Source organism: Nonomuraea sp. NPDC050451, from assembly GCF_044458585.1.
The window spans coordinates 218,634-240,392 of the sequence record NZ_JBITHZ010000007.1; the positions used below are offsets into that span (position 1 = coordinate 218,634).

Here is a 21,759-nt window from a genome sequence, read left to right on the forward strand (position 1 = left end):
TCCCTATCCGCTCACGGGGTAGGCGAACCACTGAAAGCCCAGGTCAGGGTTATTGCCTTGCTGAGTGGGGAGTGAAAATGGGATGACGTCCTCGCGGCTCCGCATCGGGGTGCCCGTCTCCCTGTCCGGCAAGCACGCCCGTTTCGGCGGGCAGGTCCGGCTCGGCCTTGAAGTCTGGCAGTCCTTCGACCCGTCCGTGGAGCTGGTCGTCGAGGACGACCACAGCGAGCCCGGCTCCCTCGACGTCGTGCTCCCCCGGCTGGCGGGGCAGTGCGACCTCCTGCTGGGGCCGTACTCCACGCAGCTCATGCGGCGCGCGGGGCGCATCGGCGCGGCGCTCGACCGGCTGATCTGGAACCACGGCGGTTCGGGCGACGACGTGCAGGCGGCCAACCCCGGGCATGTCGTCTCCGTCCAGACGCCGGCCGGCCGGTACGCCGAGCCGTTCATCCGCCGGCTCGCGGGGAGCGGCGACCGCAGCCCGCTGCGGATCGTGAGCGGCAAGGGCCGCTTCGCCCTGCAGGTAGCGGAGGGCGCCGCGCGGGTCGCGCACGCCGTGGGCATCCCGGTGGTCTTCGGCGGCCCGGTGGACGACTCCTGGAACCTCTTCTGCGCCGGGTCCTTCGACGAGGACGTCGAGGTCGTCAGGCGTGCCGGCCGCGCACGCACCATCTGCGCCGTGGCCGCCGGGGTGCGGGAGTTCGGCGCGGCCGTCGACGATCCGCGCGGGATCTACGGCGTCGGCCAGTGGTTCCCCGGCAGCGCGGGCGAGGTGGCCTTCGGGGTCTCCGAGCAGGAGTTCGTCGCCGCCTACGAGAAGAGGACCGGGGTGCCGCCGAACTACATCGCGGTCCAGGGGGTCGCCGCCGCGGTCATCGCGACGTACTGCGCCGCCCGGGCGGGGGGCACCGGGCGGGCGGAGCTGTGGTCGGCCGCCACCGGTCTGGAGGCGGCCACCCTGTTCGGCGACTTCGCGATCGACCCGGTCACCGGGCTGCAGACGGGGCACCGGACGGTGCTCACGCGGTGGGAGAGCCAGGGCCCCGTGGCCGCCTGAGGTCAGGCGGCCACGGGGTCAGGCGGCTCCGGCGGTCAGGCGGCTCCGGGGGTCACGATGGCGATGCCCAGGCACATCTCGTCGCTGGTCCCGTCGCCCCACACCACGTACCGGGGCGGCAGCTTCTGCAGCTGGGGCAGCTGGGCGCGCAGGCCCGCGTCGTGCGTGCACGTCACCCGTACGACGTCGCCCTGCCTGACCGTGACGGGCTTGGGCAGGACCCGCAGCGACTGGTCGTCGAAGTTGTACTCGGGCACGTCCAGGAGCGTCCGGGCCTTCGGCGTGCCGGGGTTGAGCTCGACCTTGATGGAGCGGCCGAGCAGGTGCATGTGGCCCGCCATGGCGTGGACCGTGGCGGTGCCCTCGACGGGCATGTCACAGTGCTGGGTCGGCCCGGGCTCGTTCGGGCCGCAGTACTTGGTGAGTATCGCCACCTGGTCCCTCAGCTCCTCGCCGAACCTGGCGCCGACGTCCTTGACCGCGGCGTCCCGGTCGCAGAGCGGTCCCGACTCCTTCGGCGTGCAGGGGAGCTCGACCGGGGCCTGGAACAGGGCGGTCTCCAAGGGCTGCAGGGTCTGGTCGGTCACCCGCAGGCGGATGCCCGAGCGGTCGGTGCCCGGCTTGCCCTCCACGCCCAGCAGGTTGTAATGGACCTGCATGACGAGCCGGCTGCCCGGCGGCAGCTCGTAGCCGTACTTGGGGTCGAGCAGCGTCTCGCTGGTGCCGGGGGCCCAGTGCGCCACCCACGAGGAGTCGCCGACGCCGTCGTCGCCGAAGCACGTCCAGCCCTGGCCGGGGGTGCGCCCGTCGATCTCGCGCGCCTTGGCGGCATGCTCGGGGTCGATCCTGAAGAAGATCGCGTGGTGGACGAGGTCGAGGTTTTGAGGCTGGAACTGGGCGCCGGTCAGGAACACCTTGCCCGCCAGCTTGGGGTCGATGAGGAAGCAGCGGTAGTCGTCCGTGCCGCCGTTGGGCGGATTCGGCGTGTACGGCTCCGCCATCGTCAGGTTGACGAACCGTTCACCGGCCCGCAGCGGGGCCGCCGCCGTGGCCTTGGCGGCATGTCCGGTGTGAGCGGTGTGACCGGCCGGCGTGGTGGTGCTCCGGGCCCCGCACGAGGCGAGCAGGACGACCGCGAGAAGGAGCACGGCCGTCCGGGCGAGTCGATTCATATGTCAACACTCGCCCGCGAAGCGGCTCCGGGCATCCTTCCACAGGACGCTTCCGATCGTTCCCTGGTAGGACTCCGGCATCCGACCAGGGTCGCCCCCTGGGACGGGAGACAGGCTCAGTCCGACCCGCTCAGCCACCTCTCGGCGAATATCCGGATCTCCTCGTCCTCCGCGTTGACCGCGTGCTCCATGAGGCCCGTGTCCTCGTCGGACAGGCGCGCGGCGGCCGCCGCGGCGAACAGCCGGGCCGTCGGGTCGGGCCCTTCGAGCCGGGCGAGGACGTCACGCGGGTCGGGTGCCTCGGCGTCCAGGCCGACCAGCCATTCGGCCAGTTCCTTGACCCGACCGGCCTCCAGGTGCGCCGCCCCGGCCGCCAACTGGTCCGTCGCGGCCGCGGCCAGGAAGCCGAGAACCTGCCAGCGGACGCCGGTGTCGTAGTCCGTGCTCAGGCTCATGACGCGGGCGATGGCAGAGCCGTGCCGGGCGTCGCCGTTGACCAGGACGACTTCGACCGCGTAGAACCGCACCTGGGCGAGCGGGTGGGCGAGCAGGGCCGGGATCTCGTCCATCATCGGGGCGGCGAGCTCTCCCAGCTCCGACAGCAGCCAGGTCGCCGTCCGCACGGTCGCGTCGTCGCCGCTGTGGAGGAGCTCGGCGAGGTTCCCGACGGGGTATCCGTCGTACAGCTCGCTCAGCAGGTCGTTGGCCGCCGGGCCGACGACGTCGCCGTCGTGCGAGTGCGCGCGGATGCGCTGGATCAGGTCGTCGCCAGTTTGCGTCTGCATCGGCGGTTAGTTTCCCCCCAGGAAGCGCTTGAGCATGCCAATTGCCCCCTTCTCCTCTTCAACCCTGTGCACGTGCCCACGATCGTTGTCGTTGTACCACTTCAGCTGCAGCTCCCGCTCTTGGACGCTCTTTTCCAGCTGCGCCTTGAGCGCCTCCGCCTCCTCTTTCGTCATATTGTCTGTATTTTTGGGGACTTTTCCATGGAATTTGATACCGTCGCTGTCGCTCCAGCCGCCGCGGCCGCCGCCACCGCCGCCGCGGCCCCTGCCGCCCCTCTTCCCGGCCATCTGGGCGATGCCGTCCTTGAGGGAACGGGGGCCCGACGGCCCCGGCCGTAGCGGGACGGTCCGGCCGCCCGCGCCCGCCAGGGCCGGGCTTCCGCCGCGGCCGCCCGGGCGGCGCAGGTCGTCGAGGATGCGGCGCATGGGACCGGTGATACGGCGGCGCACGATGGGGGCGATGACCTTGCCGGTGCCCTCGCTGCCCTCGCGCAGGACCTTCCCGACGATCTTGCGGCGCATGAGCACGCGCGCGGTGGCGGCCGTCGCTCCCACCGCCCCGCCGAACGCCAGCAGCCTGGCCAGCTCGACCGAGGTGTAGACCGCCTGGGTGCCCGCCGCCACCTTCACCGCCGACACCACCGCCGCGGCGCCTTCGAGCGCCACGGGAGCCAGCTTCAGCGCGGCGTTGGCCTGGGCGACGTGGCCGTTCTGTGCCCCCGTACGCTCCCAGCTGCCCTGCATGGCGGCGGCGGACTCGCCCCGGTAGACCTGCTGCGTGGCGCGGATCGACGAGTCGGCCCCCGCCGCCGCGGGAACCGTGTTCGCGTGCGACAGGCGCACGGCATCGCGCTCCGCCCTCGCGTCGTCCTCGTTGAGGGTCGGGTAGGGCCCGAGCATCTGCATGACCCCGGCTGCCTCCGGGGGAAGTGTCACGCCCACGCGCGGTCCAGGTCCTGGACTGCCTTGACGTTGGCGGCCTCGGTGTCGCCCGTGTTCTTCACCACGGCCTGCAGGCCCTCGCCGGTCGCGTCCATCTCCTGGGAGAGCCCGGAGAGCGCGGCCATGGACACGGCGCGGCATTCGGCGTACGTGCTGGCGAACACGGCGAAGAGGCCGTCGTCCCCCCAGGAGGACACACCATCCCCGCGTCCCTGCATCGGCGCGAGAGAGGCGCCGTAGTTCTCCCCATGGGTCCTGATCCGGGAGGCCTCCTGCCCCGCCGCCCCTAGAGCGATCTCAAGTCCCGTCATGCCAAATGACCATATAGGGACATATCTCAGTCCGCGTAACACTTCTGGTTAATGAGACCTACATCGCCCATTAATGATCTTGTCGGTGTATGTCTAGACTTGGCCGCCTGGTCCGCTCTCCTGACGATCGGAGGTCACCATGTCCTTCCCCACGCCCGAGCACGACGCCGAATACCTGGAAGAGTACGTCGCCCAGGGCCGGCGGATCATCCGTGACCTGCGCGCGGCGCAGGCCGCGATCCGGCAGCTGGAGGGCGTGGCCAAGAGCAAGGACGGGCTGATCGAGGCGGCCGCCGACGGCCAGGGCGGGCTGACCCGCCTGCGCATCGACCCGCGCGCTCTGCGGCTCGGCGAGGCGGCGCTCGGACGCGAGGTGACCGCCGTGCTCCAGGCGGCGCAGGAGGACGCGGCCCGCAAGGCGGAGGAGATCGCGGACGAGGCCATGGGCGCCGCGAACCTGCCCGAGCCGCTCGACGAGACGTTCGTACGCCAGCGGGTCGAGCAGGCGGCCCGCGATCTTCTCTAGGCTCGGAGGCAAGTGTGTTCGGCCATCCCTACGACCCGGCCAACATCAGGGAACAGGACCTGGACGAGGCCGGCCGCCAGAGTGAGCAGATGCTGGCCTGGCTCGAGACGGCCCAGGAGGACCTCGAAAAGATCGTCGGCACCGGCGAGGCGGCCTCCGGCCAGGTCAAGGCGACCGTCGACGTCAACGGGCGCGTCCTGGACGTCCGGTACGGCCCTCGCGCGACCCGTCTGAGCAGCCACGAGCTGGCCGAGCAGACGCTCGCCGCGGTGGGCGAGGCGTGCGCGGACGCCCAGCGCCAGACCCATGACTTCATGCGCGAGGCGCTGCCCGGCTACGACCCCGTGGAGGCGAACGCCCATTTCGAGCGCCTGCTGAACGACTGGGACTGACCTCCCGTTCACGGAGGCGGCGTGGGGAACGTCGCCTCGACGCGGAAGCCGCCCTCCCGGTCCGCCCCGGTCTCCAGGGTGCCGCCCACCAGCTCCACCTGCCGCCGCAGGTCCGGCAGCCCCATCCCGGGCCCGGCGCCGCCGACCCAGGCGTCCGGCTGGCCTGGCGTGTTGCGCACGGTGATCCGTACCGATCCCGGGACATAGCGCACGCGCACCCGCGCCTCCGCCCCGGGCGCGTGCTTGCGGACGTTGGTGAGGGCCTCCTCGACCACCAGGTACGCGGTGCGCCCCACCACGCCCGAGACGGACACCGGCGTGCCGTCCACCACCAGCTCGGCGGGGACGCCCGCGCAGGCCGACTCGGTGACCAGCGGTCGCAGGTCGGGCAGCGGCAGCCCCAGGTCGAACCCCTCCCCGGTGCCGCGCCGCAGCAGCGCCACCATGTGACGCAGCTCGTCCAGCGCCTCGAACCCGGTCGACCGGATCTCCTCCGCCGCCGCCCGCGCGCGCTCGTCGCCCGCCGCCATGGCCAGCACCCCGGCCTGCAGGACCATCCGGCTGACCCGGTGGGTGACGACGTCGTGCATCTCGCCCGCCAGCCGTTCGCGCTCGACCCGCTGGGCCCGCTCCGCCAGCTCGCGGCGCAGGCGCTCCCTGACGGCCACGTACATGCCGTACAGGGTGGCCAGGGCGAGCACCGTCTCGGTGCGCAGGATCAGCGGGAGGCGGTCGGGGAGCGACAGGACGGCCAGGCCCAGGATGATCACCGGCAGCCAGCGCTGGATGCCGTGATGCCGCTCCGCCGCGAACGCCATCGCGCCGTACGCGGCGAAGGCGCACGTGGGCGGCCAGACCGGCGCCGCGTCCGGCAGCGGCACGTGCCAGACCACCGACAGCACGGGCAGGGCGATCGCCGTCCCCGCGCTGACCCAGGCGACGGTGAGCGGCGCCCTGCGCGTCCAGAGCACCGGCACCGCCGCCGCGAGCAGGACCACGAGGACCGGGCCGGTGTAGCCGGTCGCCAGCGTCAAGCCTCCCGCGGCCAGGACCGCGACCGCGTCGATCGGCCGCGGACGGACACCGTCCACCGGCTCATCGTACGATCACGCACCGGCCCTGCCCAGCCTCCGACCGGACGGGGTCAGGTCTTGGTGATGCGGACGGCGTCGGCGATGACGTAGCCCGTCGCCGAGGTCCACCGGCTCACCCCGACCACGTTGTACGTGCCCGCCGCCAGCGTGTACGTGCCCAACACCCGCCACTGCCCGCCGCCGGTGCGCTGGTCCACGGTGACCGTCTGGTTCCCGCCGGAGGCGGCGACGATGTACGGCGTCGCGCTGTTGTAGCCGGTGTCGGCGGGGTACCACACCTCCACCCGATAGGTCCCGGCACTGGGGATGGTCGTCTGGTACCAGGCGGGATCGCTGGCCGAGACCGGGTTGGCGAAGCGGTAGTCGGCGCCGTGCAGCTGCCCGGAGAAGGCGGACGTGCCCCAGTTCGAGCTGGCGGTGAAGCCCGCGTCCGAGTTGTCGATCACGACGCTGAACCCGTCGCCGGACGACCCCACGGGCTTGCCCGCGCTGGGCTCGCTCTCCTGGTGCGTGCGGTTGAGGGCGGTCACGTAGTACGTGAACGCCCCGGAGGCGGCCGACGAGTCCGTGAAGGACGTCTTCCGGGTCGTCGTGACCAGGTTGCGGGCGTCGGCGAAGGAGCACGGGTCCGCGGTGGACTGCAACCCGGTCACCCGGTACACCGCGTAGTACGTGCCCGAGCCCGTCCACGCGAGCTGGACGCCGGTCGAACCCTGGGTGGCCGAGGTGATCGCGGGCGCGGGCGGCGGCGCCGCCGAGCCGCGGGCGGGCAGCAGCGCGGGCCGGGTGTAGTGGGTGTTCACCACCCGGGTGATCGACCCGATCCGGTCCGCCTTGACGTCCTTCGCGCTGAAGAAGATGTCTCCGGACACCTCGGGATGCCGGCGGTTGTCGGTCAGGTGGTCGCTCAGCTCCGCCGGGTTCTGCCAGGCGGTGCCCTGCCCGGTGGCTCCGGCGCGGTAGGCGGCCTGACCGATCACGAGCTGCACGCCGGTGCCCCGCACCTGGTCGGACCACCAGGCCGTGAGCACCTCATAGGCCGCGGCGGAGAAGCCGATGTTCCAGTAGATCTGGGGCGCGATGTAGTCCACCCAGCCCTGCTTGACCCACTTCCGGCTGTCGGCGTAGATCTCGTCGTACGACTCCAGCCCGGACGTGCGCGAGCCCAGCGGGTCGGTCGCGACGTTGCGCCAGATGCCGAACGGGCTGATCCCGAACGACACGTGCGGCTTCGCGGTGTGGATGCGCTGGCCCAGCTCCTGCACGAGCAGGTTGACGTTGTTGCGCCGCCAGTCCGCGATCTTGCTGAACCCGCTGCCGTGCTGGGTGAACGTGCCCGCGTCGGGGATGGTCTGGCCGTCCACCGGATAGGGGTAGAAGTAGTCGTCGAGGTGCACGCCGTCCACGTCGTACTTGGAGACGGCGTCCATGATCGCGTCCTCGATGAAGGCGCGTACCGCCGGGATGCCCGGGTTGTAGTAGAGCTTCCCGCCGTACGCGAAGCGCCAATCGGGGTGCTGCCGCGCCGGGTGCGTGGACACGAGCTTGTTCGGGTCGGCGTGGTTGGCGATCCGGTACGGGTTGAACCAGGCGTGGAACTCCAGGTTGCGGGCATGCGCCTCGTTGACCATGAAGGCCAGCGGGTCGTACCCGGGGTTCACGCCCTGGGTGCCGCTCAGCCACTGCGACCACGGCTCGAACGGCGACGGCCAGAACGCGTCGGCCGTGGGCCTGATCTGCACGACCACGGCGTTCATCCGCTTCTGCACGGCCACGTCCAGCCACGCTCGGAACTCGGCCTGCTGCTTCGCCGCGGTCAGCCCCGTGTCGCTGGGCCAGTCGATGTTCGCGACCGTGGAGATCCACATGGCCCTGAGCTGGCGTTTCGGGGTGGCGGGGTCAGGCGTGCAGGCGGCCGCGGCGGCAGAGAAAGTGGAGGTCACGATGTGGACGAGTGCGGCGAAGGCCGCGAGGGCGGTGCGCAGCGCGATCACGAAGAGAAGTTTCAGCGCATTCAGAAAGAAGTGCAATAGTCTTCACCACTTCGGTGGGGCCCAATCTCGGGGCGCAGAACACGCACCACGTCGGGCGCGCCCGCTCTCTTTGAAGCGGCACTCAGACCTCTTCCCCTGACCGACCTCGACACCGGACGACTGCCGTCAAAGGGGCGAAAAGTTTCACCTAACACGCGAGTAATGTCAATTATCGACATATGTCAAGACGTGCCATACGGTGGGCGCGTCTAGCGGTCCACCGGAGGTAGCGGGTTCCGCGCGCCTGTGGTGCGCCGCTTACCACCAACGAGGAGCACCCCATGACTCTCGCCCACACGCGATTAGCCGCCCTCGCCACCTCGATCCTCGCCGTTCTCCTCATCGCCGCAGGCCAGCCCGCCCTGGCGGTGGCCAAGGACAGCCCACTCCAAGCGGCGTTCGCCAAGGCGGCCGCCGCGCAGGACGTCCCCCGCGACCTGCTCGTCGCGCTCGCCTACGCCGAGACCCACCTCGACGGCCACAAGGGCGAGCCCAGCGCCAGCGGCGGATACGGCGTGATGCACCTGGTCAGCAATCCGACCAACCACTCGCTCGAGAAGGCCGCCGAGCTGACCAAGCTCCCGGTCGACCAGCTGAAGGCCGACGACGAGGCGAACATCCTCGGCGGCGCGGCCGTGCTGCGTGCCCTCGCCGACGGGCTGGGCCTCGACGAGACGGCCAGGAAGGACGCCGGGCGCTGGTACCAGGCCGTGGCCAAGTACGGCAACGCCTCCTCGCCCGAGCTGGCCCGCCTGTACGCCGACGCCGTGTACGAGCAGCTCGGCCTCGGCATCGACATCCGCGGCGTCCAGGTCAAGCCGCAGGAGGTCACCGCCGACCGGGGCGAGCTCGCCAAGGCCCGGCAGCTGAACGCGCAGGCCGAAGTGGCCAGCCCCGACTATCCGCCGGCCGCGTGGGTGGCCGCCAGCTCCAGCAACTACACCGCCTCCAGCCGCCCGTCGGCCTACGCCATCGACCGGGTGATCATCCACGTCACCCAGGGCTCGTACGCCGGCACCATCTCCTGGTTCCAGAACTCCGCCGCGCAGGTCTCCGCCCACTACGTGGTCAAGTCCTCCAACGGCGCCATCACCCAGATGGTGCGTGAGAAGGACATCGCCTGGCACGCCGGCAACTGGACCTACAACACCAGGTCCATCGGCATCGAGCACGAGGGCTACGTCAACGACGCCTCGTGGTTCACCGACGCGATGTACCGCGCTTCCGCGGCCCTGACCAAGGCCATCTGCGACAAGTACGGCATCCCGAAGGACCGCAGCCACATCATCGGGCACAACGAGGTCCCCGGCGCGACCCACACCGACCCGGGCTCGCACTGGAACTGGACCACGTACATGAACTACGTGACCGGTGGCGGCACCCCGTCGTGGTCCACGACCATCGACAACACCACCTCCGGCCAGTTCACCGCCAGCGCGAACTGGAGCACCTCCACCTACTCCAGCCAGCGCTACGGCACCGACTACCGCTACGCCGACCCCGTCGCCGCCAGCGACCCGGCGTGGTACTCGGCGACCATCCCGAGCGCGGGCACGTACCGGGTCGAGGTCTGGTATCCGGACGATCCCGGATACAACAGCTCGGCGCCGTACATCGTGGCGGCGTCGGGCGGCAACCAGACCGTCTACGTCGACCAACGCTCCGGCGGAGGGGCCTGGAAGAGCCTGGGCACCTTCTCGCTCAACGCCGGCACGTACAACGCCGTCGGCGTGAGCCGCTGGACCTCGGGCACGGGCTACGTCATCGCCGACGCCGTCCGCATCAGCCGGGTCTGAGAATCACCTCGTACGGCCCGCGTCCCCTCCGCAGCATGGGCGCGGGCCGTACCTTCACGTCTCAGGGCGACATGCCGAGTGGTGTGTTGCGGTCGCCCTCGGCGTGCCACCAGATGCCGGCTTGTCCTGAGATACAGCGGTCCTGCTTTGCGACGGCTGGCCACCGCGCAGGACGAACCCGATGACCTCGCCGCGGTGGGGGCATCCGTACCGTCAGCGTGCCGGTGGGGTGGTGTCCGAGAGTCAGCCAGTCTGATCACCGGATCGGACCAATCGGCGTTCCCAGGCCAGGGCCGCGACCACACCGACAGCATAGGCGACCAGGTCCCATGGGTCGGGGAACGCACCGACCAGGACACCGCCGATCCCCGGCGGGGTCATGCCGACTATCTGGTAGAACTCGACGGCGGCGGCGATCGCGGCCGTGGCCAGGGTGCGGCGTGCGGCGGTGGTGCGCCACAACAGCCCCAAGAACGCGTAGACCAGCATGGTGGCGCCGACGTCGCTCACGTAGCCGCGGATGAACGGTTGTCCCGGGCCCCGGTAGAAGAGGACGAACGCGCCGATGGCGAGGGCGACGCCACCCAGAAGGACCATGGCGCGGCGCATGAGATTGACATCTTCTCCGAATCTCAACGATCAGGACGACCTGATCATAGAGTTCGTCCCCTATGGGAAACCACGCCCGCCGGGTCCGCAGCGCGAACACCTCGACGGGCCGGGAACGGTCGACGTCTGACATTCCGTAGGCGTCGGCCAGGATCCGGCAGCGGCGCGGCACGTCCATCTCCCGCAACAGCGGATCGGCGTCGACGGGGTCGCACAGCGGTGGCCGGTACATCAGATGAGAGCCTGCCGGCCGCCGGCCTCCCAGGCCCGCAAGAGACGGGTCAGAAGTCGAATTCGCCGATTTTCGCGCCGCCCACGAAGGCGCGGAAGACGCCTCCGCGCACGATCATCGGCGGGACGTCGGGCTGCTCGGAATCCCGGATCGCGTACCGGTCGCCGCTCAGCTTGGCCGCGTAGAGGCAGTCACCTCCGTCTGGGCCGGAGAGCGTGGACTTTGTCCACTGCGCGGCGTCCAACTCAGCGCGCAACTCGTCACTGATCTTCATACCTTGCCGCCACCTCACGTACTAGCTGCTGGCTCACGTGTATGGGATGTGCCCATGTGTGAATTGCGTCATATATGACGTTAACCCGCCTTACCGTCTCCTCGCGAGCGGATACAGCGCCCTGCGCGGCGGCATCGATACTGACGTGATCCGGCATACCGTCACCCTGGGCGAGGGCGAAGCCTCCGAGCACACCTGCTGTGGCACCCACTTCCAGTGGCACGATCTGGAACGAGACATTGGGCCGCTCGGCCATCTTTAGCAAATGCCTCAGCTGCTCGCGCATCACCTCCTTTCCGCCAACCGGCCGAAGGAGCACGCATTCGTCGATCAGAGCCCAGTACATGGGTGGATTCTCGCGCTCGAACACGGACTGCCGCCGAAGCCGCGTTTCGACGGCTGCTTCGACCCACTGCTCGGTGGCCCACGGTGCGACAGAGAGGATGGCACGTACATAGCGAGCCGTCTGGAGGAGCCCCGGGACCACGAGCGGTTGCCACGTTCGTATGGTGTGCGCCTTCTCCTCCACCTTCGGCCACTCGCTGAACCACTTCGGAGTGGACATGACCGTTGTGTTGGGCAGGAGCCCGAAGAGCTCCCCGTTCAGCCCCAGAACCGCTTCGGCCGCCAGGGTGAACTTCTTGCTCGGCCTCCGCTTACCGCGCTCGATCAGGCCGACCAGGCTCTCGCTGCATGAGAGCAGGTCTCCCAGAGCCGTCTGGGAAAGACCTGCCGCGTTACGTGCCTTCTTCAGTACCTCGCCGTAAACCTCTGTCGTCATGCCATTGCCCTTTCTCAGGACCCGGACAAGCGCCAGCACGTCCGTCTGGAAACGGACTGTGACGTGCCGATTACAAATTAGCCCGGCGGCGGCACTCTGGGGAGTGCTTCCAGACACATGCTCAGCCTGTTGTCCGAGCCAAATACCGGCACAACAGAACAAAGGCGGTGATTTTGTGCGGGCAAGAACCACATCAGCAGAGCTCGCCGATGTCGTCCTATGGCGCGATACGACGCTGCGCCGAAACGACAAGACGTCGTGGCAGGCGCGGCAGGCGACCGGGCTTTGGCTCACCGACAGCCATCCGACGGTCCGCTCCGACGCGCTCCAGATCGTCTCCGAACTGGTGGCCAACGTCATCCAGCACGTCCCGGGCGGCAGGCGGCGCGACTGGGTCAGGGTCCGGCTGGGCTTCGGCGACGGCTTCGTCCGCCTTGAGGTGATCGACCCGGGCGCTCCGGAACCGGAGCCGCGCTTCGTCCCTCGCCAGTTGGGCCCCATGGAGGAGTCGGGTCGTGGCCTCGGCATCGTGGCCCGGCTGAGCGCCAGATGCGGCGCGCACGTCACCGAGGAGGGCCATCGCGTCGTGTGGGCCGACATCGTAGCGGGCGTGCCGTGACGGCGATCAGGAGGATTCCCGGCTGGGAGATCATCGAAGGCGCCGGAGGCGGCTACATAGCCATCCGCACCGTTCTGGTGTCCGAGCACAGCCCGCTGTCCAACGTACGGTGCGGCGCGACCCTGCCGGAGTTGTTCGAGCATCTGGAGGAGGAAACGCGCGGCAGGGCCAACTCGAACGGACGGCGGGGCAGAGCCCGTGATCGAGCAGGATGACCAGTCAGGCGGTGGCGCCGCCGTCGATCACGTGGTCCTGGCCCACGACGAAGCTCGACTCCGGCGACGACAGCCACAGCGCCGCCGCGGCGACCTCCTCGGGCGTGGCGACCCGGCCGATCGGCAGCGCGCCCCTCATGCGCTCGTCCCGCTCCTCCCGGGTCTCGCCGGGCCGTGTGGCCATGGGCGAGTCGATCGGGCCGGGGCTGACGGCGTTGATCCGTACGCCGTCGGCGATGTGGTCGCGGGCGGCGGTGCGGGTCAGGAAGCTCACCCCGGCCTTGGAGGCGGCGTACGCGGCTGCCCCGGGCAACCGCCAGTGCGCGCCGAGGTTGGAGGCCACGTTGACGATGACCCCGCCGCCGTGGGCGCGCATGTGGGCGATCTCGTGCTTCATCGACAGGAACACGCCCTTGAGGTTCACCGCGAGGGCGGTGTCCCAGACGTCCTCGTCGTAGTCGGCCAGCGGCGCGAGCATGCCGAAGACGCCGGCCGCGTTGAGCGCGACGTCGAGCCCGCCGTACCGGGAGACCGCGGCGTCGACCATGGCGGCGACCTCGGCCGACCGCGTGATGTCCACGGCGAAGGCGCTCGCCCGCCCGCCTCGCTCCTCGATCAGCTTCACGACCTCGGCCAGCCTGGCCGTGTCACGCCCCGCGACCAGCACGGAGGCGCCCTCACCCGCGTACGCCAGCGCCGCGGCCCGTCCCAGGACGCCGCTCGCACCGGTGACCAGGGCGACCTTGCCCTCAAAACGACTCATCTATTCCATACCAATCGTTCTCAAATTTGGACGGCGACCATGGCCTGGTCGACCGCGTCGCGCAGGCGGCGCGGGTCGGGGTCGGCCCTGCCGAGCACCCTGATGCCCTGCAGCAGCACGAGCAGGAACCTGGCCAGCGCGTACGGGTCCTTCTCCGCCGGGATCTCGCCCTGCGCCCGCGCCCTGACCAGGGTGGCGGCGAGCATGGTCTCCAGCCCCGCCCAGCTCTCCGCCACCTTGCGGGACACGGCGGCGTCGCGCGAGGCGAACTCCACCGCCGTGTTCACCACCATGCAGCCCCGCCGCAGCTCGTCGGCCAGGCACTCCGCGACGTACGAGTCGAGGAAGGCCCGGACGGCGGGCAGCGCGGGCCCCGGCCGCGACAGCCGCTCGACGACGTTGTGCTGCTCCAGGTAGCGCTCCAGCGCCTTCAGGTAGAGCTCGCGCTTGCCGCCGAAGGTGCCGTAGATGCTCGCCCGCGCGATCCCGAGGTGCTCCACGAGGTCCGCCATCGACGTCGCCTCGTATCCGCGTTCCCAGAACAGCTCCAGGGCCTTCTGCAACGCGACCTCGGGATCGAACTCCTTGCTCCTTGCCACGGCGTCAAGCTACCACATTCGAGAACGATCGATCCAGTTACCTAGGAGTGAGCACCCATTGCCAGGAGCCGTCCGGGTCGGACCAGCGGTTCGCGCCGAGCTGCGTCATCCGCTGACCGTCCACGCTCACCAGGACCAGCCCGCTGTCGAACTTGCTCTCGCACGACCCGGCGCACCCCAGGGCGATGACGTTGTCGTCGTCGGCCCAGGCGTGCAGCCGCAGCTTCAACTGCCCGACCACCTGGCCCGTCCCCGCATCCATGATCTTGGCCGGCCTGCCGTCGGGGCCCAGGACCAGGCGGCCGTTCGGGGAGGTCGCCGAGATACGCGAGTAGTCCACGTATCGGTCCCCCTTTGGCCACTCCGTCTGCTCGCCGTCGAGGGTGTAGAACACCCGGTCCGGGCTGGTGTCAGTGGGCGCCCAGATCAGCGTGCCGTCCAGGCTCCAGCCGAGGTCCTGGCGGCTGTTCATGTTGGAGGGCTGTCCGTCTCCGGCGAACGTCCCGGCGCCCATCGGCGGCAACTCGTGGTAGTTGGCCGTGCCGGCCTCGACGTCGACGACGTAGTAGCCGGTACGGGGGCTCCCGATCGGTTCCGCCTGGTCGCCCTTCCCCTGCAGGATGTTCGGATAGCTGGAGTACGCCGTGGCCAGGACCTTGGTGCCGTCGGGGGACCATGTGACCGACCCCACCGGGTGCTCCAGGTCGATCCATTTCAGGATCTGCCGGGTGTTCAGGTCGAGGATGCCCAGCCGCCTGCTGATCAGCTCCCCATCCAGCACGGCGGCGACCTGCAGTCCGGGGGCCACGTCCACCCAGGCCCACGAGGTCTCCTCGTAGCCGTCGGTGCGCGGGTCGTACAGCGACCACCTGTACACGACCCGCTGCTCGTTGTCCGAGATCCGCTCCCGGCGGGTGGTGTAGTACGCGGACACGGCCATGCGGCCCGCGGCGATCAGCTTGACCGGGGGAATGTGCTCCGTGTCGGTCCGCACGTCGGTCGGCGCGGGCGACGGGCGAGGGGGCAGCGTGACGCCGGTGGCCGCGTGCATGGTGGCCTGCGGGTCACGTACGGCCGGCGCGGTGCCGCGCAGGCCCACGGCGAACACGGCGATCGCCACCACCAGCCCCGCGGCCAGCACCACCATGCCGATTGAGCCACCTCCAGTTCCCGGGCCAGTTCGGGGGCGATCTCGCGCAGGCGGGCCAGCGACCTGTGCGCCGTGCTCCTGACCGTGCCGACGGAGCAGCCCAGCGCCCGCGCGACGTCCTGTTCGGGCAGGTCCTCGAAATACCGCAGCACCAGCACGGTGCGCTGCCGCGCCGTCAGCCGCGCCAGCGCCGACCGCAACACCATGCGCAGCTCGCTCTGGTGGTTGAGGTCCCGGTCCGCCAGCTCGGGCGGCGCCGCCTGCACGACCTCGCCGCGCCGCGTGCTCGCCCGCCACCAGCTGATCTGCTGGCGGTACATGATCTGTTTGGCGTACGCCTCAGGCGCTTCCACCCGCCGCCACCGGCTCGCCAGCTTCGCCAGCGCGGTCTGCACCAGGTCCTCGGCCGCGTGCTGGTCACCACCGGTGAGCAGGAACCCGAGTCGCATGAGTGCGGGGGAGCGCGCAGAGACGAACTCGCGGAAACGTTGCTCGTCCGCGACGTCCACGATCACCTCCAGGGGATAGTCATCACCCCCTCAGACGCCCCCCGGCCGCCCCGCTATGCGTCACGGGGCCAGGGGGTTGGGTACGGGCACAGCCCGCATGTCGCCGCCCCCGGCGTTCAGCCAGCGCAGCAGCAGGTTGGCCTTGGCCGGGATGTGCGTGGCGGCCAGCAGATCGCGGAGCTCGTCCGGGTCCCCGTGATCCTTGCCGCACCCCGTGAACACCGTCCTGGCCCGTGCCCACAGCTCCCCCCACAGCCCCGGATGACGCTCGGCCAGGGCTCCCGCGATCTCGCAGAGGTTGTTGGTCACCAGGCAGTACACCAGCCGCTCCCAAGCCCGCGCACTCCCGACGCCCTTCAGCGACGGGTGCCGCTCCGCGACGAGCTTGACCCCCTCGTGGTCGCGGAAGACGGCCTGCTCGGGAAGCCCGCGCTCGTCCACAGCGATCAGCACGTTCTGCAGGTGGCACTCCAGCACGACCCCATGGCGGAAATAGGCGTGCAGGAGCGGGGGCACCACGTGGTCGAGGTACCGTTCCCACCACACGAGCGCCAGCTCCTCGCCCAGCCCGTCGATCGGGTTGCCGGGGAAGCCCTCGCTGATCCCCGCGGCGAGCAGCACCGTCAGCCCCGGGCGCACGTGTTCGCGCAGCCCGTCGCGGACGATCACCGCCAGCGCCTCCCCGCCGTCCCGGTCCAGCTCGGCGCTGCGGTAGCCGCGGTCGCGCAGTACGGCGGGCCGCGCCACGTGGTCGGGCAGGTCGTCGAACGCCTGTCCGACGACCTCGGCGACCACGGCCAGCCTGTTCAGGTCGCGCAGCCACAGCCGCCGGATGTCGTTCGTGATCCGCACGTCCAGGCTGAACTTGCAGAACAGGTCCAGCTCGGGCAGGTACACCGTACGGATCGACGAGGTCGGCGACGCGAGGACCCGGGTGACGCCCACCTGGCGCAGCGGCGGGCCGCCCAGCAGCTCCACCTGCCAGGGATGCGCGGGCAGCAGGGCCAGGCCGTCGCCGGGAGGCGGCCCCAGCCGGTCGAGCGCGCCGGCCTCCCCCACCTCCACCAGCTGCTCGGCCGGCACGCCGAACAGCGGCAGCGCGAAGCTCGCGTGCGCCTCCGGCGAGTACGGGAGCCAGGCCCCGGGACCGGACCCGCCGCGGGCCTTGGGCGCGGGGTGGTAGCGATGGCCCGCGACCAGGGCCTGTTCGGAACGCAGGTAGAGGTCCGCGGGCGGCGTCGCGGCCCGCCTGGCGGCCAGCAGGGCGGCCATGACGTCCCGGCTGTGCGTGATCTCGGCGGGCAGCGTGTCGTTGTCGACCCCGGTCCCCGCGCGCAGTTCGGCGGCCGTCAGCGCGACCAGGTCGTCCAGGGAGAGCGGGCGCCAGCCGTCGGGAGTCCGCTGCTCGGCCCGGTCCGGGAACCGCCCGCCGGTGACGCGCAGGAGCTGATCGGTCGCGGGCAGCAGGAAGGCGCCGGCGCACGCGGGCCGGGCCACTTCGCGGATCAGGCAGTTGAGCAGTGCCGTCATCGCGAGGTCTGCGCCGTCTGTCCATGCCTCTCGCGGGAGAGGAAGAAGGCCGTCGGTAGGTGCCATGGCGACCTTATCCCTACCCTTTGTCCCTATTGGTGCCAACAGGGTAGCCACTGGGTGGATTTTCTGGAAATGGTGGGAAATATGAGGCGTTGGGAGGCGGAATTCGCGGCCGACCTTTCCCTGGTGCGCCCGGACCTCTCGGCGGCGTACATCGCGGCCCTCCCGGACGCGCGGGCCGCCGTGCTCGGCCGCCTCTGGCGCAGCCTCCTCCACGAACCGCTCCCCGGCCTCGCGGGCACGCGGGGACAGGCCCGCGTCGCGCTGGCGGACGGCCGCGTGCTCACCGGGCGGGCGCGGGAGCCGTACGACCTCGGGGGCGAGCCGGCGCTCTGGCTGGACGGCCACCCCCACACCCACCCCGCCGAGCTGCTGGCCGCCCTCGGCCTGCCCGGCACCGCCGGGCTGGTCGAGGACCTGGACAACAGCGTGGCCTCGCTGGCGCTGTCCCGGGCGGAGCCCGCCCGCGTCCCGGCCACCCCGGAGGAGTACGAGCAGAGCGTGGTGGACGGCCATCCTTACCACCCGGGCTGCCGCAGCCGCCCCGGCGTCTCCGTGGCGGAGCAGCTCACCTACATGCCGGAGCACCGCGCCGTCGTCCACCTGGACCTGCTCGCGCTGCCCGCCGCGGACTGCCTGGTCTCGGGCCCGTGGCCGGCCGCGCTCACGGACGGCGACCGGCTCCTGCTCCCCGTACATCCCTGGCAGAGCGCCCATGTCCTGCCCGCGCTGGGCCTGCGACCGCACGTCGCGGGCGCCGTCCCGGCCCGCCCGCTGATGTCCGTACGGACCCTCGCCCCCCTCGACGGCGGCCCGCACGTCAAGACGGCGTTCAGCACCCGGATGACCTCCGGCGTCAGGGACATCTCCCCCGGCTCGATACGCGACTGCGTCCACCTGTCGGACCTGCTCTCCACCCTGTCCGCCCGGCTGGGCGGGCGGCTCGGCATCGCCCGCTACCTGGCCGGCGCCGCCGGGAAGGTGAACGGCGATTACAGCCCCGACGTGTCGGCCATGCTCCGCGAGCCGACCGGGAACGCGATCCCCGTCGGCGCCGTCACCCGCGCGACGGTGCGGGACCCGGCGGCCTGGCTGGCCGCGTTCGCCCGCCTGACATGGAGGGACACCCTGGGCCTGCTGGCGCTCGGTGTGGCGCTCGAGGCGCACGGCCAGAACCTGCTGGTCGAGCTCGACCGGGACGGCATCCCGCGCCGGCTGGTCTACCGCGACCTGGCCGACGTCAGGATCAGCCCCGCCAGGCTCGCCCGCCACGGGATCGAGGTCCCGCCGGTCAGCGCCCGGCTGCTCACCGACGACCCCGGGACGCTGCACGCCAAGCTCTTCGGCGGGCTCGTCGGCACCACGTTCGGCAGCCTGATCGCGCTGTTCTGCCAGGGCGACCGGGCCGCCGAGTCCCGCCTCTGGGACCTCGTGGCCGCCGCCGCACGCGACGCGTCCGGCGAGCTGCTGTGCGCCGAGGACCGCGGGGCCCTGTTCGGCCCGCACCTCACGGTCAAGGCCCACCTGCTCAGCCGCCTGGAGGGCGCGCCGCCCGGCGACAGCTGGACCAGGCTGCCCAACCCGCTGCGCGCCTGACGGGTCAGCGCTTGTTGGATCAGGGGGCGAGTTCGGCGATGGGGAGGCGGCGGAAGGCGATGCTCTCGTACGGGCCGAAGTCGCCGGTCTCGAACAGCAGGCCTACCGTGTCCCCGTCCACCCGGACCAGGTCGGAGTAGGCCGCCGGCAGCCCCGAGACCGTGTGCGCGACCCGCCAGGTCACGCCCAGGTCGTCGCTGGCGCGTACCGTCATCAGCGCCCGCGCGTCCGGAGCGGCCGGCCCCGAGAACAGGAGCACGTCCGGCGACGAGCACCACAGCGTGCTGCCCTCCACCACCGGCCCCACCAGCCCCGCCTGCGACCGGAAGGGCAGCAGGAGGGTCTGGCCGCCGTCGGCCGAGTAGGCGTCGGCCCTGGTACCGGGGGCGGTGGACTCGGTGCGCGTGTTGAGGTAGAGGCGCCCGTCCGGCAGCTCGGTGGCCGTGGTCTCGTTGACGTTGACGTATCCGTCCGGATTGTCGTCGACGTACCCGATGCGCCAGGTCTGGCCGCCGTCGTCGCTCAGCAGCCCGTGGCCTCCGTTGTACTTGCCCTCGGTCCCGTTGTCGGACCCGCCGGGCGGCAGCGAGTGGTTGGCGGGCACCACGATCCGCCCGCTGCGCAGCGCGACTGCGTGCCCCGGAGCGGTCGCGTACCAGCGCCACTCGGAGCGCTTCACGCTGCCGGTGATCTCGCGAGGCGCCGACCACGTGACCCCGTCGTCCGAGCTGACCTGCACGAAGACCCGCCGCCCGTCGGCCGCCGCCACCTGGCCGCGCCGGATCTTGTCCTCGGTGGCCTGCGGCCCCTGCCTGACGAAGACCAGCACGATCCGCCCGTCGGCCAGCGCCACGGGCGCGGGGTTGCCCGCGGTGCCCCGGCGCGGCTCCGTGGCGACCACCTGCAGTGCGCCCCAGGTCCTGCCGCCGTCCGTGGAGCGCCTGAGCACGACGTCGATGTGGCCGGAGTCCCCGGCAGAGGCGTGCCGCCCCTCCGCGAACGCCAGCACGGTGCCCGCCTTCGTCACCACCGCCGCGGGGATCCGGTACGTGTTGTAGCCGTCCGTCCGCTGCCGGTACGGCACCGACGTCGGGTAACGATCCGCCATGCGGGCACGCTACGGCCGCCGGGTGAACGCGACGTGAAGACGAGTGTGACGAGCGGTGGAGGAGGGATGTAAGGGACAGAGGGGGGCGCGCCCAACCGGCCCGTCCTCGGCATGGCCGCGACGGCGGCATGAAAGAGTTCATCTCATAAAGCGAGTGCTTCTGGAGGCGTGGTGGCTGACGAGTTCGACGTCATCGTGATCGGTGCCGGTCCCGCCGGTGAGAACGTCGTGGACCGGGCCGTCCGCGGCGGTCTGACCGCGGCGATCGTCGAGGAGCGGCTGGCCGGCGGCGAGTGCTCCTACTGGGCATGCGTCCCGAGCAAGGCGCTGCTGCGGCCGGTCGACCTGATGGGCGAGGTGGCGCGGGTCCCCGGGCTGACGCTGGAGCCCGTCGACGTGGAGGCCGTGCTGGCCCGGCGCGACGAGGCCGTCTCCAACTACGACGACTCCGGGCAGGTGGGGTGGGTCGAGGGCGTGCCGGCCGAGTTCGTACGCGGGCACGGGCGGCTCGACGGCCCCAAGCGCGTACGCGTCACCACCGAGGACGGCGGCGAACGGGTGCTGACGGCCCGGCAGGCCGTCGTCCTGGCCACCGGCAGCACGGCGGCCCTCCCCCCGGTTCCCGGACTGGTCGAGGCGGAGCCCTGGACCAGCCATGAGGTGACCGCTGCCCGCTCCGTCCCCGAGCGGCTGGCCGTGCTCGGCGGCGGCGTGGTCGCCTGCGAGATGGCCCAGGCCATGCACGGGCTCGGCGCGCGGCAGACGACCGTGCTGGTACGCGGCGGCGGGCTGCTGGCCAGGATGGAGCCGTTCGCGGGAGAGCTCCTGGCCGAGTCGTTCGCGGAGGCGGGCATCGAGGTGCGCACCCGTACCGACGCCGCCAGGATCGAGCGCCCCGAGCGCGGCGGGAAGGTGACGGTCCACCTGTCCGAGGGTCCTCCGGTGGAGGCCGACGAACTGCTGGTCGCGACCGGCCGCCGGCCCGCGACGGGCGACATCGGGCTCGGCACGGTCGGCCTGGCCGACGGGAAGTACGTCGAGGTGGACGACAGCATGCGGGCGACCGGCGTCCCCGGCGGCTGGCTGTACGCGGTCGGCGACGTCAACGGGCGCGCGCTGCTCACGCACATGGGCAAGTACCAGGCCAGGGTCTGCGGTGACGTGATCGCCGCGCGGGCGCGTGGCGACGAGCTGCCCGCGATGCGGGATCTGGCGGACGGGTTCGGCGCGCCGCAGGTCGTCTTCACCGACCCGCAGGTCTGCGCGGTCGGCAGGACCGAGGCGGCGGCCCGCGAGGACGGGTTCCGGGTGCGCGTGGTGGACTACGAGCTGGGCTCGGTCACCGGGGCTTATCTACTGGGCGACGGCTACCGGGGCCGCGCCAGGGCCGTGGTGGACGAGGACAGGAAGGTGCTCCTCGGCGTCACGTTCGTCGGGCCGGGCACGGCCGAGCTGCTGCACGGCGCCACGATCGCGGTGACGGCCGAGGTGCCGCTGGAGCGCCTCTGGCACGCCGTCCCGTCCTTCCCGACGGTCAGCGAGGTGTGGCTGCGCCTGCTGGAGGCGTACGGCCTCTGACCCCCGCGCCACCGCAAGCGGGTGG

Annotated in this window: 22 protein-coding genes; 8 read left to right on the forward strand and 14 right to left on the reverse strand. The window is 71.2% G+C overall.

What is annotated here, in order from left to right:
- Positions 1-82: 82 nt before the first annotated feature.
- Positions 83-1,057, forward strand: coding sequence for a hypothetical protein (locus tag ACIBI9_RS24040; RefSeq protein WP_397224398.1), 975 nt, complete (start codon positions 83-85; stop codon positions 1,055-1,057).
- 35 nt (positions 1,058-1,092) lie between these two features.
- Here the strand turns inward: ACIBI9_RS24040 and ACIBI9_RS24045 are convergent, their stop codons facing one another.
- From ACIBI9_RS24045 to ACIBI9_RS24060, 4 genes are all read right to left on the reverse strand, one after another.
- Positions 1,093-2,229 (reverse strand): monooxygenase, encoded by a 1,137-nt coding sequence (locus ACIBI9_RS24045; protein WP_397224399.1) that lies wholly within the window; start codon positions 2,227-2,229, stop codon positions 1,093-1,095.
- A 116-nt stretch (positions 2,230-2,345) separates the two neighbouring features.
- Positions 2,346-3,014, reverse strand: coding sequence for a hypothetical protein (locus ACIBI9_RS24050; protein WP_397224400.1), 669 nt, complete (start codon positions 3,012-3,014; stop codon positions 2,346-2,348).
- 6 nt (positions 3,015-3,020) lie between these two features.
- A complete protein-coding gene (locus ACIBI9_RS24055; RefSeq protein ID WP_397224401.1) occupies positions 3,021-3,920 on the reverse strand; it encodes a hypothetical protein in 900 nt (299 codons plus the stop codon).
- A gap of 26 nt (positions 3,921-3,946) precedes the next feature.
- A complete protein-coding gene (locus ACIBI9_RS24060) occupies positions 3,947-4,267 on the reverse strand; it encodes a hypothetical protein (RefSeq protein WP_397224402.1) in 321 nt (106 codons plus the stop codon).
- A 139-nt stretch (positions 4,268-4,406) separates the two neighbouring features.
- Here ACIBI9_RS24060 and ACIBI9_RS24065 point away from each other — a divergent pair, with 139 nt between their 5' ends.
- A complete protein-coding gene (locus tag ACIBI9_RS24065) occupies positions 4,407-4,793 on the forward strand; it encodes a YbaB/EbfC family nucleoid-associated protein (protein ID WP_397224403.1) in 387 nt (128 codons plus the stop codon).
- 14 nt (positions 4,794-4,807) lie between these two features.
- The gene (locus tag ACIBI9_RS24070) at positions 4,808-5,185 is read left to right on the forward strand and encodes a YbaB/EbfC family nucleoid-associated protein (protein ID WP_397224404.1); all 378 of its coding nucleotides are present in this window, start codon (positions 4,808-4,810) and stop codon (positions 5,183-5,185) included.
- An 8-nt stretch (positions 5,186-5,193) separates the two neighbouring features.
- Here the strand turns inward: ACIBI9_RS24070 and ACIBI9_RS24075 are convergent, their stop codons facing one another.
- Complete coding sequence (locus ACIBI9_RS24075; protein ID WP_397224406.1) at positions 5,194-6,276, reverse strand: sensor histidine kinase; 1,083 nt, start codon at positions 6,274-6,276, stop codon at positions 5,194-5,196.
- Between the two features lie 53 nt (positions 6,277-6,329).
- On the reverse strand, positions 6,330-8,273 hold the full coding sequence (locus tag ACIBI9_RS24080) for a family 10 glycosylhydrolase (protein WP_397224408.1): 1,944 nt from the start codon (positions 8,271-8,273) through the stop codon (positions 6,330-6,332).
- 320 nt (positions 8,274-8,593) lie between these two features.
- Between ACIBI9_RS24080 and ACIBI9_RS24085 the strand changes: the two genes are divergently transcribed.
- Positions 8,594-10,108 carry an N-acetylmuramoyl-L-alanine amidase gene (locus ACIBI9_RS24085; protein ID WP_397224410.1) on the forward strand — a complete coding sequence of 505 codons (1,515 nt, stop codon included), beginning with the start codon at positions 8,594-8,596 and terminating at the stop codon, positions 10,106-10,108.
- Positions 10,109-10,351: 243 nt separating this feature from the next.
- On the opposite strand, the gene ACIBI9_RS24090 is transcribed toward ACIBI9_RS24085, so the two are convergent.
- From ACIBI9_RS24090 to ACIBI9_RS24100, 3 genes are all read right to left on the reverse strand, one after another.
- Positions 10,352-10,705 carry a DUF2809 domain-containing protein gene (locus tag ACIBI9_RS24090; RefSeq protein ID WP_397224412.1) on the reverse strand — a complete coding sequence of 118 codons (354 nt, stop codon included), beginning with the start codon at positions 10,703-10,705 and terminating at the stop codon, positions 10,352-10,354.
- Between the two features lie 293 nt (positions 10,706-10,998).
- Entirely contained in the window at positions 10,999-11,223 is a 225-nt protein-coding gene (locus ACIBI9_RS24095; RefSeq protein WP_397224414.1) for a DUF397 domain-containing protein, read from the reverse strand.
- Complete coding sequence (locus tag ACIBI9_RS24100; RefSeq protein ID WP_397224416.1) at positions 11,210-12,043, reverse strand: Scr1 family TA system antitoxin-like transcriptional regulator; 834 nt, start codon at positions 12,041-12,043, stop codon at positions 11,210-11,212. The genes ACIBI9_RS24095 and ACIBI9_RS24100 overlap by 14 nt, the downstream gene beginning before the upstream one ends.
- A gap of 136 nt (positions 12,044-12,179) precedes the next feature.
- Between ACIBI9_RS24100 and ACIBI9_RS24105 the strand changes: the two genes are divergently transcribed.
- Together ACIBI9_RS24105 and ACIBI9_RS24110 are read left to right on the forward strand one after the other, a co-directional pair.
- The gene (locus ACIBI9_RS24105; protein WP_397224418.1) at positions 12,180-12,623 is read left to right on the forward strand and encodes an ATP-binding protein; all 444 of its coding nucleotides are present in this window, start codon (positions 12,180-12,182) and stop codon (positions 12,621-12,623) included.
- A complete protein-coding gene (locus ACIBI9_RS24110; protein ID WP_397224420.1) occupies positions 12,620-12,838 on the forward strand; it encodes a hypothetical protein in 219 nt (72 codons plus the stop codon). The genes ACIBI9_RS24105 and ACIBI9_RS24110 overlap by 4 nt, the downstream gene beginning before the upstream one ends.
- A 4-nt stretch (positions 12,839-12,842) precedes the next feature.
- Here ACIBI9_RS24110 and ACIBI9_RS24115 read toward each other — a convergent pair whose 3' ends face one another.
- The 4 genes from ACIBI9_RS24115 to ACIBI9_RS24130 all read right to left on the reverse strand — a co-directional run bounded on the left by ACIBI9_RS24115 (position 12,843) and on the right by ACIBI9_RS24130 (position 17,389).
- Entirely contained in the window at positions 12,843-13,601 is a 759-nt protein-coding gene (locus tag ACIBI9_RS24115) for an SDR family NAD(P)-dependent oxidoreductase (protein ID WP_397224422.1), read from the reverse strand.
- A 20-nt stretch (positions 13,602-13,621) separates the two neighbouring features.
- Complete coding sequence (locus ACIBI9_RS24120; RefSeq protein WP_397224424.1) at positions 13,622-14,200, reverse strand: TetR/AcrR family transcriptional regulator; 579 nt, start codon at positions 14,198-14,200, stop codon at positions 13,622-13,624.
- 954 nt (positions 14,201-15,154) lie between these two features.
- Positions 15,155-15,865 (reverse strand): SigE family RNA polymerase sigma factor, encoded by a 711-nt coding sequence (locus ACIBI9_RS24125; RefSeq protein WP_397224426.1) that lies wholly within the window; start codon positions 15,863-15,865, stop codon positions 15,155-15,157.
- A gap of 54 nt (positions 15,866-15,919) precedes the next feature.
- Complete coding sequence (locus ACIBI9_RS24130; RefSeq protein ID WP_397224428.1) at positions 15,920-17,389, reverse strand: IucA/IucC family C-terminal-domain containing protein; 1,470 nt, start codon at positions 17,387-17,389, stop codon at positions 15,920-15,922.
- Positions 17,390-17,536: 147 nt separating this feature from the next.
- On the opposite strand from ACIBI9_RS24130, the gene ACIBI9_RS24135 reads away from it, so the two are divergent.
- Positions 17,537-19,048 (forward strand): IucA/IucC family protein, encoded by a 1,512-nt coding sequence (locus tag ACIBI9_RS24135; protein ID WP_397224430.1) that lies wholly within the window; start codon positions 17,537-17,539, stop codon positions 19,046-19,048.
- Between the two features lie 19 nt (positions 19,049-19,067).
- On the opposite strand, the gene ACIBI9_RS24140 is transcribed toward ACIBI9_RS24135, so the two are convergent.
- A complete protein-coding gene (locus tag ACIBI9_RS24140; protein ID WP_397224432.1) occupies positions 19,068-20,156 on the reverse strand; it encodes an exo-alpha-sialidase in 1,089 nt (362 codons plus the stop codon).
- A gap of 171 nt (positions 20,157-20,327) precedes the next feature.
- Between ACIBI9_RS24140 and ACIBI9_RS24145 the strand changes: the two genes are divergently transcribed.
- Positions 20,328-21,734: a dihydrolipoyl dehydrogenase family protein gene (locus tag ACIBI9_RS24145; RefSeq protein ID WP_397224434.1), complete on the forward strand. Its 1,407-nt coding sequence runs from the start codon at positions 20,328-20,330 to the stop codon at positions 21,732-21,734.
- Positions 21,735-21,759 lie beyond the last annotated feature (25 nt).